Source organism: Diaphorobacter sp. LR2014-1, from assembly GCF_002916785.1.
GTDB classification, from domain to species: Bacteria; Pseudomonadota; Gammaproteobacteria; order Burkholderiales; family Burkholderiaceae_C; genus Diaphorobacter; species Diaphorobacter nitroreducens.
The window spans coordinates 1-13,778 of record NZ_MTBE01000057.1; the positions used below are offsets into that span (position 1 = coordinate 1).

At 66.8% G+C, this 13,778-nt stretch carries 13 protein-coding genes and 1 pseudogene; 10 read left to right on the forward strand and 4 right to left on the reverse strand.

Annotated elements, in window-relative coordinates; translation table 11 throughout:
• A pseudogene (locus tag BV908_RS20905) lies at positions 1-669 on the reverse strand (hypothetical protein); the annotation flags it as partial.
• Positions 670-1,010: 341 nt separating this feature from the next.
• On the opposite strand from BV908_RS20905, the gene BV908_RS20910 reads away from it, so the two are divergent.
• The 10 genes from BV908_RS20910 to BV908_RS20955 all read left to right on the forward strand — a co-directional run bounded on the left by BV908_RS20910 (position 1,011) and on the right by BV908_RS20955 (position 12,339).
• On the forward strand, positions 1,011-2,576 hold the full coding sequence (locus BV908_RS20910) for a flagellin (RefSeq protein ID WP_103739117.1): 1,566 nt from the start codon (positions 1,011-1,013) through the stop codon (positions 2,574-2,576).
• Positions 2,577-2,857: 281 nt separating this feature from the next.
• On the forward strand, positions 2,858-3,718 hold the full coding sequence (gene motA / locus BV908_RS20915; protein WP_103739118.1) for a flagellar motor stator protein MotA: 861 nt from the start codon (positions 2,858-2,860) through the stop codon (positions 3,716-3,718).
• 16 nt (positions 3,719-3,734) lie between these two features.
• Complete coding sequence (motB, locus tag BV908_RS20920; protein ID WP_103739119.1) at positions 3,735-4,673, forward strand: flagellar motor protein MotB; 939 nt, start codon at positions 3,735-3,737, stop codon at positions 4,671-4,673.
• Positions 4,674-4,737: 64 nt separating this feature from the next.
• Complete coding sequence (cheY, locus tag BV908_RS20925; protein WP_103739120.1) at positions 4,738-5,124, forward strand: chemotaxis response regulator CheY; 387 nt, start codon at positions 4,738-4,740, stop codon at positions 5,122-5,124.
• A 2-nt stretch (positions 5,125-5,126) separates the two neighbouring features.
• Positions 5,127-5,768 (forward strand): protein phosphatase CheZ, encoded by a 642-nt coding sequence (locus tag BV908_RS20930; protein WP_103739121.1) that lies wholly within the window; start codon positions 5,127-5,129, stop codon positions 5,766-5,768.
• A 226-nt stretch (positions 5,769-5,994) separates the two neighbouring features.
• Entirely contained in the window at positions 5,995-7,155 is a 1,161-nt protein-coding gene (locus tag BV908_RS20935; RefSeq protein WP_103739122.1) for an EscU/YscU/HrcU family type III secretion system export apparatus switch protein, read from the forward strand.
• Positions 7,156-7,157: 2 nt separating this feature from the next.
• The gene (gene flhA / locus BV908_RS20940) at positions 7,158-9,245 is read left to right on the forward strand and encodes a flagellar biosynthesis protein FlhA (RefSeq protein ID WP_103739123.1); all 2,088 of its coding nucleotides are present in this window, start codon (positions 7,158-7,160) and stop codon (positions 9,243-9,245) included.
• The gene (gene flhF / locus BV908_RS20945) at positions 9,242-10,834 is read left to right on the forward strand and encodes a flagellar biosynthesis protein FlhF (RefSeq protein WP_103739124.1); all 1,593 of its coding nucleotides are present in this window, start codon (positions 9,242-9,244) and stop codon (positions 10,832-10,834) included. Before flhA ends, flhF begins: the two co-directional genes overlap by 4 nt.
• Entirely contained in the window at positions 10,824-11,621 is a 798-nt protein-coding gene (locus BV908_RS20950; protein ID WP_015914362.1) for a hypothetical protein, read from the forward strand. The genes flhF and BV908_RS20950 overlap by 11 nt, the downstream gene beginning before the upstream one ends.
• Before the next feature lie 4 nt (positions 11,622-11,625).
• Positions 11,626-12,339 (forward strand): RNA polymerase sigma factor FliA, encoded by a 714-nt coding sequence (locus BV908_RS20955; RefSeq protein WP_011806910.1) that lies wholly within the window; start codon positions 11,626-11,628, stop codon positions 12,337-12,339.
• A 258-nt stretch (positions 12,340-12,597) separates the two neighbouring features.
• Here the strand turns inward: BV908_RS20955 and BV908_RS20960 are convergent, their stop codons facing one another.
• The 3 genes from BV908_RS20960 to BV908_RS22655 form a co-directional block, all read right to left on the reverse strand.
• Entirely contained in the window at positions 12,598-12,945 is a 348-nt protein-coding gene (locus tag BV908_RS20960) for a hypothetical protein (RefSeq protein WP_103739125.1), read from the reverse strand.
• 57 nt (positions 12,946-13,002) lie between these two features.
• A complete protein-coding gene (flgM, locus tag BV908_RS20965) occupies positions 13,003-13,326 on the reverse strand; it encodes a flagellar biosynthesis anti-sigma factor FlgM (RefSeq protein WP_103739126.1) in 324 nt (107 codons plus the stop codon).
• 146 nt (positions 13,327-13,472) lie between these two features.
• Positions 13,473-13,778: hypothetical protein (locus BV908_RS22655; RefSeq protein ID WP_210434001.1), on the reverse strand; the 306-nt coding region annotated here is incomplete at its 5' end.

Genomic DNA, 13,778 nt, shown 5'->3' on the forward strand with positions numbered 1-13,778 from the left:
CTTGATCTGGTCGGTGCTCAGGGCCGCAATCTGCGCGGCCCCCAGGCCCTTGATTTGATCCGTGCTCAGGCTTTGCACCTGGTCGGTGGTCAGCCCCTTGATTTGCGCCGCACTCAGGGCCGCCAGCTGCGACGTGCCCAGCTTGGCCAGGTCGGCCGTTTCCATGGCCTTAATCTGCGCCACGCTCATGCCCTTGATCTGGGCGGTGGTCAAGGCGCTGGCCTGGTCGGTGGTCAGCGCGGCAATCTGGTCTGAATTCAGCCCCTTGATCTGGGATGCGCTCAGCGCCGCGAAGTCATCGCCCAGCGCCTGGATCTGGCTGGTGCCCAAGCCTGCCAGCTGCTTGGCGTCAAGCAGCTTGACCTGCTCGGAGGTCAGGGTCTGGATGGCATCCGTCCCCAGTTTGGACAGCTGATCCGTCGTCAGGCCCTTGAGCTGATTGGCCTGCAGCACGGAGGTGTCATACGTCAGCATGCCGCCCGCGAACTCGTCGGCATTGAAGCCCTTCATCTGCGCGGCGCTGAAATAGATCACGTCGCGCGTCTCAATGGCCGCGATCTGGCTGGAAGTCAGCGCATTGATCTGCGCCGTCGTCATCGACCTGATGTCTTTTTCTGTCAGATCGCCAATCTGCTTCGTCGTAAGTGCCGCGATTTGCGAACCCGACATTCCTCGAATAACCGACATAGTGGTTTCCTTTCGTCAAAAGTCAGGGCACTTTTCGCAGCCGGAATGGCACCGCCCCCTATCCCGTAGCCTTCTAACGGCGCCCCGGTGAAAAACTTGAGAGGTTTTTTTACAAACCTTGCAAAAAAACCATGAAAACGGGCCGGGCGAAGGGCTCACGGAGCGCCGGAACCGGCGGATTGGCCGGTTTTCCACCCATTTATCCAGCCAATGGGGCAGGCACTGTCTCCCCACAATTCCCCCATCGTTCCCAACGAGTCCGCCGGAAGGGTAGTGCTTGAGCCGGCAGAAATCATTGTTTGCAGCCTCGCAGGAGTTCCGTCATGGCATCCACTATCAATACCAACGTCGCCTCGCTCACGGCCCAGCGCAACCTGGGTGTGAGCCAGAGCTCGCTCAACACCACCATTCAGCGCCTGTCGTCGGGCCTGCGCATCAACAGCGCCAAGGACGACGCCGCCGGTCTGGCCATCTCGGAGCGTTTCACCACGCAAATCCGGGGCATGAACCAGGCGGCGCGCAATGCCAACGACGGCATTTCGCTGGCGCAGGTGGCCGAAGGCGCCCTGGCAGGGGCCGGCAACATCCTGCAGCGGGTGCGTGAGCTGGCCGTGCAGTCGGCCAACGCCACCAACAGCGCATCCGACCGCCAGGCGCTGAACGCCGAGGTGAACCAGCTCACCGCCGAGCTGGACCGCATCGCCAAGACCACCGAGTTCAACGGCCGCAAGCTGCTGGACGGCTCTTTCACCAGCGCGCAGTTCCAGGTGGGCGCCAACGCCAACCAGACCATTACCGCCACCTCGGCCAACTTCAGCACCAATGCCTATGGCAACTACCGCATCGGCGGCAAGGCGGCCACGGCGACGGACACGGCGGGCGACCTGACGCTGGGCAGCGTGCCCGGTGCCGTGCTGGCGCAGGGCGGCTCGGGGGCTTCGGCCATCGCGGGCGGCGATCTGACCATCAACGGCGCCTTTGGCAGCGCCACCCTCGCTTACCCCCCGGGTTCCACGGCCAAGGACGTGGCCGCCCTGGTCAACGCCCAGACCGAGAAAACCGGCGTGACCGCCTCGGCGCGCACCGAGGTGGGCCTGGGCGACTTCCAGCCCGGCAGCTCCTACACGCTGCAGCTGGCGTCGGACAACGGCACCAACCAGCCCGTGACCATTTCCTTCACCGTGGGCTCGCCCCTGAATGCCGACAGCCTGAGCGACGCCGCCAAGGCATTCAATGACGCCGCCGCCAAGACCGGCATCGTGGCCCGGGTGAGCAACGACGGGCAGGGCGTGATATTGACCAATGCCGCAGGCAACGACATCAAGATCATCAACAACTCCCAGGTCGGCACGGATCTGAGCGTCAACGAGCCCAACTCCAACCCCGCCGCACCCATTGCGGGCACGGGCGCGTTGGCCGAAGCCGCAGCCGCTCCCTGGGCTGACGGTGACGCCACCTTCATCACCGGCCAGATCGTGCTGGACTCGTCCAAGTCCTTCAGCGCGGTGGATGCCAGCGGCGCCTCGCCCGGCGGCTTTCTGATCGACACCGTCGCCACGGCCGGCCAGCTGCAGACCGTGCAGAACATGGACGTGAGCACGGTGGACGGCGCCAACCGCACGCTGGCCATCGTGGACGCGGCCATCGCGGCCATCAGCGGCCAGCGCGCCAACTATGGCGCCCTGCAGTCGCGCTTCGAGACGGCCATCGCCAACCTGAATGTGTCGTCGGAAAACATGTCCGCCTCGCGCAGCCGCATCCAGGATGCCGACTTTGCCCAGGAGACGGCCAACCTGTCGCGCGCGCAGATCCTGCAGCAGGCGGGCACCGCCATGGTGGCCCAGGCCAACCAGATTCCGCAGGGCGTGCTGGCGCTGCTGCAACAGTAAGGCTCCGGCCTTCATTCGCTATCATTTAAATAGCCTACAGCCGTTGATTTACAAGGGCTGTAGGCTTTTTTTATGCTCAAAGCGCCTGGCAAACGCCTGGCAAGCGCCTGGCATCAGGCGCGCGGGCGCCCGCCGTCATCCCGGACGCTGGCGGGATATCTGGCCCGGATTCATTTTTGTCCGCGACAATCCGATACATCAGCCCACAATCACAATAAGTCCTGAACGCGGCACCTCCGCGCCCATCCGCTCACCGCCATCCGCACCCCGCGCCTCCCAGCATGAACGTCATCATTGGTTACCTCGTCAGCCTGGTCTGCGTCTTTGGCGTGTTCATCCTGCACGGCGGGGCCATTGGCGTGGTGCTCAAGGCCCTGCCCTTTGAAATGGCCACCATCGGCGGCGCGGCGCTGGGGGCGTTCATCGTGAACAACCAGCCCAAGGTGATCAAGGCCACCCTGAAGTCCATTCCCTCGGCGCTCAAGGGCTCCAAGTACACCAAGGCGCGCTACATGGAGCTGATGGCCATGCTCTACGAAATTCTGCAGAAGGCGCGCAAGGAGGGCCTGATGGCGATCGAGGCCGACGTGGAGGCGCCCCAGGATTCCGAGCTGTTCAAGAAATTCCCCACCGTGGGCACCGACCCGCACGTCATCGAGTTCACCACCGATTACCTGCGCATGATGGTCTCGGGCAACCTGAACGCGCACGAGATCGAGGCGCTGATGGACAACGAGATCGAGACCCACCACCAGGAAGCGCACGCGCCGGTGGCCGCGCTCACCCGCATGGCGGGCGGCCTGCCGGCGTTCGGCATCGTGGCCGCCGTGCTGGGGGTGGTGAACACCATGGGCTCGGTGGGCCAGCCGCCAGCGGTGCTGGGCGGCATGGTGGGCTCGGCGCTGGTGGGCACCTTCCTGGGGATTCTGCTGGGCTATGCCTTCGTGGAGCCGCTGGCCGGCCTGCTGGAGCAGAAGGCCGACGACGCCGCCAAGGAGTACGAGTGCATCAAGTCCACCCTGCTGGCCAGCATGCAGGGCTACAACCCGGCCACGGCGATCGAGTTCGGGCGCAAGGTGCTGTTTTCTGGCGACAGGCCGGGCTTTGCCGAGCTGGAGGCCCACGTGAAGGGCAAGAAGTAAGCAGGCGGAGGCAGCCATGGCCGAGAAGAAACTCCAACCCATCATCATCAAGCGCGTCAAGAAGTCCGCCCACGCCGCGCACGGCGGCGCCTGGAAGATCGCCTACGCCGACTTCATGACGGCCATGATGGCCTTCTTCCTGCTGATGTGGCTGCTGGGCTCCACGGCCAAGGGCGAGCTGCAGGGCATTGCGGCGTATTTCTCCTCGCCGCTCAAGGTGGCGATGCAGGGCGGCGACGGCGCGGGCAACAGCTCCAGCATCATCCCGGGCGGCGGCAACGACCTGTCCAAGGTGCACGGCCAGGTGCGCCGCTCCAACGCCGAGGAAAACACCAGCCAGCGCAGCATCGAGGCGTCGCGCGCCGAGCGCGCGCGGCTGGACGCGCAGCGCATCAAGGCCCTGCAGGCCAAGATAGACGCCGTGATCACCGCCAACCCGCGCCTGCACGAGTACCAGTCGCAAATCCGGCTCGACCTGACGCCGGACGGGCTGCAGATCCAGATCGTGGACGAGCAGAACCGCCCCATGTTCGACAGCGGCAGCGCCATGGTCAAGCCGTACATGCGCGACATCCTGCGCGAGATCGGCGCCGCGCTGGGCGGGGTGGAAAACCGCATCAGCCTGTCCGGCCACACCGATGCCACGCCCTATGGCAACGGCGAGCGCGGCTACAGCAACTGGGAGCTGTCGGCCGACCGCGCCAATGCCTCGCGCCGCGAGCTGGTGGCCGCAGGCATGCCCGACGGCCAGCTGGGCCGCGTGGTGGGCCTGGCGGCCAGCGACCTGCTGGAGCCGGAGAACCCGCGCGCCGCAGTGAACCGCCGCATCACCATCACCATCCTCACGAACGAAGCCGAGGAGCGGCTCATGGGCAAGAAGAATGTCGCATTCCCCTTGGAGCCAGCCGCCGCAGAAAAGCAGGACAATCCTGCCTCAACCCCCGACCAGCGGTAACAACTTGTCGCGCCGCCGGTGACTAACGACAATAGCCCCCACCTTTGTACCGAAAGGGTCCTTTGTGTCCTCCGCCCTTCGTTTTCTGATCGTTGATGACTTCTCCACCATGCGGCGCATCGTGCGCAACCTGCTCAAGGAAAGCGGCTACACCGAGGCCGACGAGGCCGAGGACGGCGTGGTGGCGCTGAACAAGCTGCGCAACAGCAAGTTCGACTTCGTGGTCACCGACATCAACATGCCGAACATGAACGGCTTTCAGCTGCTGACCGAAATCAAGAAGGACGACACCCTCAAGCACCTGCCGGTGCTGATGGTGACGGCCGAGGCCCGCAAGGAAGACATCGTGGCCGCAGCCCAGGGCGGCGCTGCGGGCTACATCGTCAAGCCGTTCACCAAGGCCACGCTGGAAGAAAAAGTCACGCTGATTCTCAAGAAGCTGGGGCTGTGAACATGTCGGTCGCTGATCAAGGAATGCCAGCAGGCGCCGCAGCCAGCGGCGCCGACGATGTGCACCAGAAAATCGGCCTGCTCACGCGCCAGCTGCACACCGCGCTCAACGAACTGGGCTACGCCGACCAGCTGCGCGGCAGCATGGGCGAGCTGCCCGACGCGCAAAGCCGCCTGTCCTACATCGCGCGGCTGACGGGCGAGGCCGCCGAGAAGGTGCTGGGCCGCGTGGAGCAGGCCAAGTCGCTGAACGGCCGCATGACCTCGGAGACGCAGCGCGTGACCGCCTCCCTGGTGGCCGACCCGGTGGCCGCCGTGGCCAAGGGCGAGGTCTATAACTTCCTGACCGACGTGAACCGCGCCACCCAGGAGGCCGACAGCCACCTGACCGAGATCATGATGGCGCAGGACTTCCACGACCTCACCGGCCAGGTGATCGCGCGCGTGGTGAACCTGGCGGCGACCATAGAGAGCCAGCTGGTGGAGCTGCTGATCCAGACCGCGCCGCCCAACGCCCCGCCGCCCCCCGCCCCCGAGCCGCGCCGCGAGGATTTGCACGGCCCCGTGGTCAACCCCGAGTCCACCCCCGACGTGGTCACCAGCCAGTCGCAGGTGGACGACCTGCTGGCCAGCCTGGGGTTCTAAGAGCGTGTTCTGCATGGTAGTTTGAGCCATTTCTGCCTCAAGCCCAGGTGAATCAAGGGCATGCAGCTATTGATTCAATAGCACAAAAGGCGCGGCGGCAATCGCCCGCAGTGGCGGGCACAGCCGCAGGCACACCGGCGAATAGCGCCGTCCCAGCCCCTTTATTCGGGCTTTAGCTTGTTCCGTGGTTTCCGACAATGGCATGGCCCTGTGAGGTGATGCCACCATGGATTCGAGCCAAGACAAAAACCTACCCGCCAGCGAGCGAAAGCTCCAGAAAGCGCGCACCGACGGCCAGGCCGCCCGCTCGCGGGACTTGTCGCACCTGGCCATTCTGGGCGTGGGCGCGGTGGCGCTGCTGGCGCTGGCGCCCTGGTTCGTGGAATACCTGCAGCGCGCCATGCGCATGCAGCTGGTGTTCGACGCCGCCACGGTGCAGGCGCCGCGCCAGATGCTGCAGCGCCTGCAGACCATGGTGGGCGTGGGGCTGCTGGCCAGCGCCTCGTTTGCGCTGCTGACCAGCGGCGCGGCGCTGCTGGCCGCCGTGGGCGCGGGCGGCTGGATTTTCAGCTTCAAGCCCATCACGCCGCAGTTCAACCGGCTCAACCCGCTGTCGGGCTTTGCCAATCTGTTTTCCAAGCAGCAGCTGGCCAACGTGGCCAAGATGGTGCTGATGGCGGCCGTTCTCACCGCCGTGGCCTGGAACTTCATGGGCAACAGCATCGAGAAGATGGCCCTGCTGATGCTGCAGCCCTCGCCGCAGTCGCTGCGCGCGGTGGGCGACTGGATCATCTCGGGCGCCAGCCTGCTGCTGCTGGTGGTGTTCGCCTTCGCGGTGGTGGACGTGCCGCTGCAGGCGTTCTTCTTCAAGCAGCGCCTGAAGATGACCCACCAGGAGGTCAAGCAGGAGCACAAGGAATCCGACGGCAACCCGCAGATCAAGGGCCGGCAGCGCCAGCGCGCGCGCGAGATTGCCGACGGCGCCAGCATTACCGCCGTGCCCAAGGCCGACTTCGTGGTCATGAACCCGACCCACTACGCCGTGGCCCTGCGCTACGACGAAGCCACCATGGGCGCGCCCCAGGTCATCTCCAAGGGCACGGACTTGCTGGCCTTCAAGATTCGGGACATCGCCCGCGCGCACGACGTGCCGGTGCTGCAGTCGCCCATGCTGGCGCGCGCGCTGTACGCCCACGCCGAGCTGGAGCAGCCCATACCCGCCCAGCTCTACACCGCCGTGGCCCAGGTGCTGGCCTATGTCTATCGCCTGAAGGCGTCGCTGCGCGGCGCGGGGCCCCTGCCCGGCGAGCAGCCCGAGCCCTACGTGCCGCCTGAGCTCGACCCGCATCACAAGCCGTCCGCGCCAGCAGACCCGGCCGGAGTTTGAAAATGAACACCCCCACCTCCCTCCAATCCATGAGGCAATGGGCCGGCACCAACGGCCTGATCCTGCAGGGGCTGTCGGCCCCGCTGCTGGTGGTGGCCATCCTGGCGCTGATGGTGCTGCCCATCCCCGCGTGGCTGCTGGACACCTTCTTCACCCTGAACATCGCCGTGGCGCTGATGGTGATGATGGTGGCGGCCTACATGATCCGGCCGCTGGACTTCGCGGCCTTCCCCTCGGTGCTGCTGCTGACCACGCTGATGCGCCTGTCGCTGAACGTGGCCTCGACCCGCGTGGTGCTGCTGGAGGGCCACACCGGCCCGGGCGCGGCGGGCGCGGTGATCGAGGCCTTCGGCCACTTCCTGATCGGCGGCAACTTTGCCGTGGGCCTGATCGTGTTCGCCATCCTGGTGGTCATCAACTTCGTGGTGATCACCAAGGGCGCGGAGCGCATCGCCGAGGTGTCGGCCCGCTTCACGCTGGACGCCATGCCCGGCAAGCAGATGGCTGTCGATGCCGACCTGAACGCCGGCCTGATCGACGACAAGGAGGCCAAGCGCCGCCGCCTGGAGGTGCAGGAAGAGGCCAACTTCTTCGGCTCCATGGACGGCGCCAGCAAGTTCGTGCGCGGCGACGCGGTGGCGGGCATCCTGATCCTGATCATCAACATCGTCGGCGGCTTTGCCATCGGCATGATTTCCCACGGCCTGTCGGCCAGCGAGGCGGCCAACAGCTACATCCTGCTGGCCGTGGGCGACGCGCTGGTGGCGCAGATTCCGGGCCTGCTGATCTCGGTGGCCTCGGCCATGGTGATCTCGCGCGTGGGCAAGGAGTCCGACATGGGCCAGCAGATCGTGCAGCAGCTCTTCATGTCGCCGCGCGTGCTGGGGGTGACGGCGGGCGTGCTGATTCTGCTGGGCGTGGTTCCGGGCATGCCGCACATCGTGTTCCTGAGCATGGGCAGCCTGTTCGGCTATGGCGCCTGGGCGCTGCTGCGGCGCAAGAAAGCCCCCCCGCCCGAGGAAGAAGCCCCCGCCCCCGCAGGCGACGGCGAGGCCAGCTGGGACGACCTGCAGCCCGTGGACCTGCTGGGCCTGGAGCTGGGCTACCGCCTCATCACCCTGGTGGACAAGAACCGCCAGGGCGACCTGCTCACGCGCATCAAGGGCGTGCGCCGCAAGTTTGCGCAGGAGGTGGGCTTTCTGCCGCCCGCCGTGCACGTGCGCGACAACCTGGAGCTGAAACCCAGCGCCTACCGCATCACGCTGCGCGGCGTGGTGACGGGCGAGGGCGAAGCCTTCCCCGGCATGTTCCTGGCCATCAACCCCGGCGGCATCAGCACCCCGCTGATCGGCACGCCCACCACCGACCCGGCCTTCGGCCTGCCCGCGCACTGGATCGACGCCGCGCAGAAGGAAGCGGCACAAATGGCGGGCTTTACCGTGGTTGATTCGGAAACCGTGATGGCGACCCATTTGTCACACTTGATGCAAGTGCACGCCGCCAAGCTCCTGAGCCGCACCGAGACACAGCAACTCGTGGAGCATGTGGCCCGGCTGGCACCCAAACTCATCGAAGAAGTCGTGCCCAAAATGGTCTCCATCACCACGTTCCAGAAAGTGCTGCAGCTGCTGCTGGAGGAGAGCGTGCACATCCGCGACATCCGCACCATCATCGAGACGCTGGCGGAACACGCCGGCAGCACGCAAGACCCCGTGGAACTGGCGCGCCGCGTGCGCATCGCCCTGTCCCCCGCCATCGTGCAGCAGATCTACGGCCCCACGCGCGAGCTCAGCGTCATCGCCATCGAGCCCGGGCTGGAGCGCCTGCTGATGCAGGCCCTGGGCAATGCCAGCGGCCCGGCGCTGGACCCCGGCGTGGCCGACCTGCTCACCCACAAGGCCGCCGAAGTCGCCCTGCAGCAGGAAGAGCTGGGCATGCCCGCCTGCCTGCTGGTGCCCGACCAGATCCGCAACGCCATCGCCCGCCTGGTGCGGCGCGTGGCTCCCCGCTTGCAGGTGCTCGCCCACAGCGAGATTCCTGAGACCCACACCATCCGCATCGGCCCGATCCTCAAAGGTGCATCCGCATGAACATCAAACGCTTTACCGCTCCCACCGCACGGGAGGCCCTGGCCAAGGCGCGCATGGCCTTCGGTGAAGGCACACTGATCCTGTCCAACCGCCCCACGGCGGGCGGCGTCGAGGTGGTGGCCACGGCCGAGGACGCGCTGTCGTCCCTGCACGGCGGTGCCGAGCCGGCACCCAACCGTCTGCAGGAGCGCGCCGACGACCTGGCCGCGAGCCAGCCGGTGCGCATGTCCCAGACGCAGCCCCATACAGCCCCTGTCCCGCAGCCCGCACGCCAGCCGGCGCCCGCGGCACGCAGCACCGTGGCGCACGACACCGAGCAACTGGCCATGAGCACGCTGTCGTTCCAAGACTATGTGCGCGAGCGCATGCTGCGCCGCCGCCACGAGGCCCTGAACGGCACGAGCGCCCCCGCGCCGCTGAACGAGCGCGCCGCGCTGGAGCGCGGCCTGCCCGAGCCACGCTTCGAACCCCGCGCCGAGCGCCTGCCCGAGCCACCCGCGCCACAGCCCGTGAATGCCCCGGTGGCACGCCACAACCCATTGCGGCCCATGCATGCCGCCCTGGGCGCAGAGCAGCTCACGCCGCGCCGCGCCGAGGCGCCCGCCACAGCCGCGCCCACGCTGGCGGCCGGCCTGGGACAGCAGAACCTCATGAAGGAACTGCAGTCCATGAAGGAGCTGATCGAGGACCGCTTCAACACCCTGGCCTGGCTGGGCCAGGCCCGCCAGAACCCGATCCAGTCCACGCTGATGCTCAAGCTCATCCGTGCGGGCTATTCGCCCGCCCTCTCGCGCGCGGTGCTGGAACACCTGCCCGAGCATCTGGGCGCCCAGGACGCCGTGCGCTGGCTCATGGAAGTGCTGGAGCGCAACCTGCGCACCGACGCGCAGACGCTGCCGCTGTACGAGGAAGGCGGCATCTTCGCCATGGTGGGCGCCACCGGCGTGGGCAAGACCACCACCACCGCCAAGCTGGCCGCCTTGTGCGCGCGCATCCACGGCCCCGCCAGCGTGGGCCTGATCACGCTGGACACCTACCGCGTGGGCGCGCACGAGCAACTGCGCTCCTACGGCCGCATGCTGGGCGTGGTGGCGCACTTGGCGCACGACCGCGCGGCGCTGCAGGACCTGCTGGGCCTGCTGTCGTCCAAGAAGATGGTGCTCATCGACACCACGGGCGTGGCCCCGCGCGACCCGCGCAAGCGCGACCTGCTGGACGTGCTGGCGCTGCCCGGTGTCAAGCGCCTGCTGGTGCTCAACGCCAGCAGCCACGGCGATACGCTGGACGACGTGCTCACCGGCTTCAAGACCACCGGCTCGCAGCAGGCCATCCTGTCCAAGGTGGACGAGGCCGTGAAGCTGGGCCCCGCCATTGATGCGCTGATCCGCCACCAGATGGTGCTGCGCGGCGTGACCAACGGCCAGCGCGTGCCCGAGGACTGGGAAGCGGCCGACGCCCGCAAGCTCGTGAGCGCCTCCATGCGCACGAGCGTGAAGTCGGCCTTCGATCCCAAGGCCGCCGAGTTGAACTTCTTCTTCTCGCACGCCACGGAAACGGCCGATGAGCGGGGGATGGCCGATGTTGCTTGATACCGCTTTGCACCAGGCCGCCGGGCTGCACAGCTACACGCCGCAGCAGGACCTGCGCCTGCTGGCCGTGCTGAGCCAGCCGGGCAGCGGCCCGTGGCTGGAGATGCTGTGGCAGCTGTGCTCCAGCCTGCAGCGCCTGGGCTACCCCGTCGTGGTGCTGGACGGCACGGCGCTGGAGAGCCCGCACATGCCCGGCCTGGACCAGTTGCTGCACCCGGCTCCCTGGAACGGCGCGCAGACGCTGGCCTCCGCCACCGGCGCGTCGCTGGCCGTGGTGCCCGCGGCCCGCGGGCTGGCCCGCCTGGCGCAGCAGTCCGAACACCATGGCGCCACCGTGCTGCAGCGCCTGCAGCCCTTGTTTCGCGCCTACGCGCTGGTGGTGCTGCATGCACCGCCCGAGCAACTGGCGCCCCTGCTGCGCGGCAGCGCCAGCGTGCCATTGATCATGACCGGCCCCGGCGCACAAGGCATGGTGCGCAGCTACCGCCAGCTCAAACACATGGCGCTGCACGCCGGCGTGCGCTGCACGGTGGCGTCCATCCTCGCGCCGCAGGAGCCTGTGCAGCACCGCCAGACCGCCGAGGCGCTGGACACGCTGCAGCGCAGCGCGCGCACCCACCTGGGCCTGCAGGTCCACACCACCACCGTGGCCGCGGCGCGCGCGCAGGACATCCAGCGGCTGGCCTTGCAACTGCTGGAAAACGCATGCACCATTGACGCTGCCATGCCCCTGCTGCCCCCGCACAGCCTGTGCGCCTCCCTCTCGCCCCTGGACCGGAGCCACTGACCCGATGTACACCGCGAAAGGCCAGCTCGACCGGGACGCGCTGTTCCACCAGCACGTGCCCCTGGTGCGGCGCATCGCCCACCACATGATCGCCAAGCTCCCGCCCAACGTGGAGCTGGACGACCTGATCCAGGTCGGCATGATCGGTCTGAACGACGCGCTCTCGCGCTACGAAGTCGCGCAGGGCGTGCAGTTCGAGACCTTTGCCAGCCAGCGTATCCGCGGCGCCATGCTCGACGAGCTGCGCGAGGGCGACTGGATGAGCCGCAGCTCGCGCAAGAGCCAGAAGGACATCGAGCATGCCCTGCACCGCGTGGAGCAGCGCCTGGGCCGCAGCCCCATCGAGTCCGAGATCGCCGCCGAACTGGGCATGAGCCTGGAGGACTACCAAGCCCTGCTGAGCAAGGTGCGCGGCACGCAGCTGGTGTACCTGGAAGACTTTCACCACGATGACGAGGACGAGGGCTTCCTGGACCGCCACGTGGCCGACGAGGGCGCCGATCCCATGGCCGTGCTGCGCGACCAGCGCCTGCGCGCCTCGCTGGTCGAGGCCATCAAGGCCCTGCCCGAGCGCGAGCAGTACATCATGGGCATGTACTACGAGCACGACATGAACCTGAAGGAAATCGCCGCCGTCCTGGGCGTGACCGAATCGCGCGTGTGCCAGCTGCACAGCCAGGCGATTGCGCGGTTGCGGACGAAGATGCGGGGGCACTGATTTTTTGGATGAAATAGCTGTTTTGCGCTTGCCGGACAAGCGCAGGCAGCTATTTTTTTTGCTTGCGCTGCGGCTTTTCATGGCGCTGGCCGGGATATGCGCCCGGCGGCGCACCTACCTTTCTTTGCTTCGTCAAAGAAAAGTGCCTCGCCCGCCGGGGCGGGTCCCGGTCAACAGCATCAAACCTCCAGAACCCATAAAAAAAGATAGCTGCTAGCGCTTATCCCATAAGCCCCAGCCAGCAATTCGGGCTAAAAGTCACCCCGGTGCCCGATAAATCCGCGCCCCCGCGGCGCCGGACGAAGGCCCATAAGTCACCCCCTCCACCGGCGGCAGCAGCGACGCCACCTGTCGCTCGGTCAGCGCCATCACCCGCGCCAGTTGGTCGCGCACCAGCGTCAATTGCCGGCCGATGGTCTGCACGCGTTGCGCGGCGGCGGGCTCCAGCGCGCCCGCCACAGGCGCCAGGGCCTGGGCCAGCGCCATGGCAGCGCCGCGCAGCTGCACCGCAGTGTCTTCAAAAGTCTGGGGGTTGGAAGCAAGAAGCGCAGCCTGCATGTCCTGCAGCTGCGCTTCGATGGAGGTGAGGGTGTCGTCGAGTGACATGGGGTGCAAGTCTAGAGCCTGTCACCCCGGCGGGCCAGCCGGGCCCAGGAGGGCGGGTCAGCCCCGCGAGTGGGACAGGGTTTCGTAGGCGTTGGACAGCAGCTTGTCGGCCACGGCTTCGGCGTCCACGCGGAAGGTGCCTTTTTCGATGGCGGCCTTGATCGCCTTGACCTTGGCGGTGTCGAAGTCGGCCGTGGACTTGGTGGCGTCCACCCCGCGGGCGGCGGCCGACAGCGTGACGGGCACGCCTGCGGCGGCGCGCGTCGCGCCCTGGGCCGCTTCTTCAGCGGCCGGCGCAGGTGCGGCGGCCTTGGCCTGCTGCTTGTTGGCAGCGGCCTTTGACAGCGCAGTCGCAGTATCCGGGTTGTGTCCAATCTTCATCGCACTCTCCACCACCCCTGTGAGATGTGGGGCCAGTAGCCATGTTTTCGGCCGGCAGGGAGCAGACTTTAGCGCTTTGTGGTGCCTCGCGGCTCACAAAGTGGCTTCTATTGTCCCATCTTCAAGCACAGTACCCCCAATAATGCCTAGCCGTTCTCGCTAGGAGTTGCTAAGCCAGCAGCTCGGTTCGTTTCAGACCCCTCCCGCCGCAAGGTGAGGAGGGGTTCTTCTTTTCGGACGTCGAACAGTTCAGCCGGCCAGACGCCTGGCGGCAGCGGCTTGGGCTCTGCAGGTTTGGGCGGTGCCCTCCGGCGCGGTGGCAAAGGCGGTTGGTAATAGATGATGTCCTCCGCCGTAATTGGTCCCTTCGCCAATCCGAGCCGCATGGCGGGAGTCTTCCCGTCTTCGCCGACCTCGCAATAATTGAAGTAGGTTCGAAAGATTTCTACCAG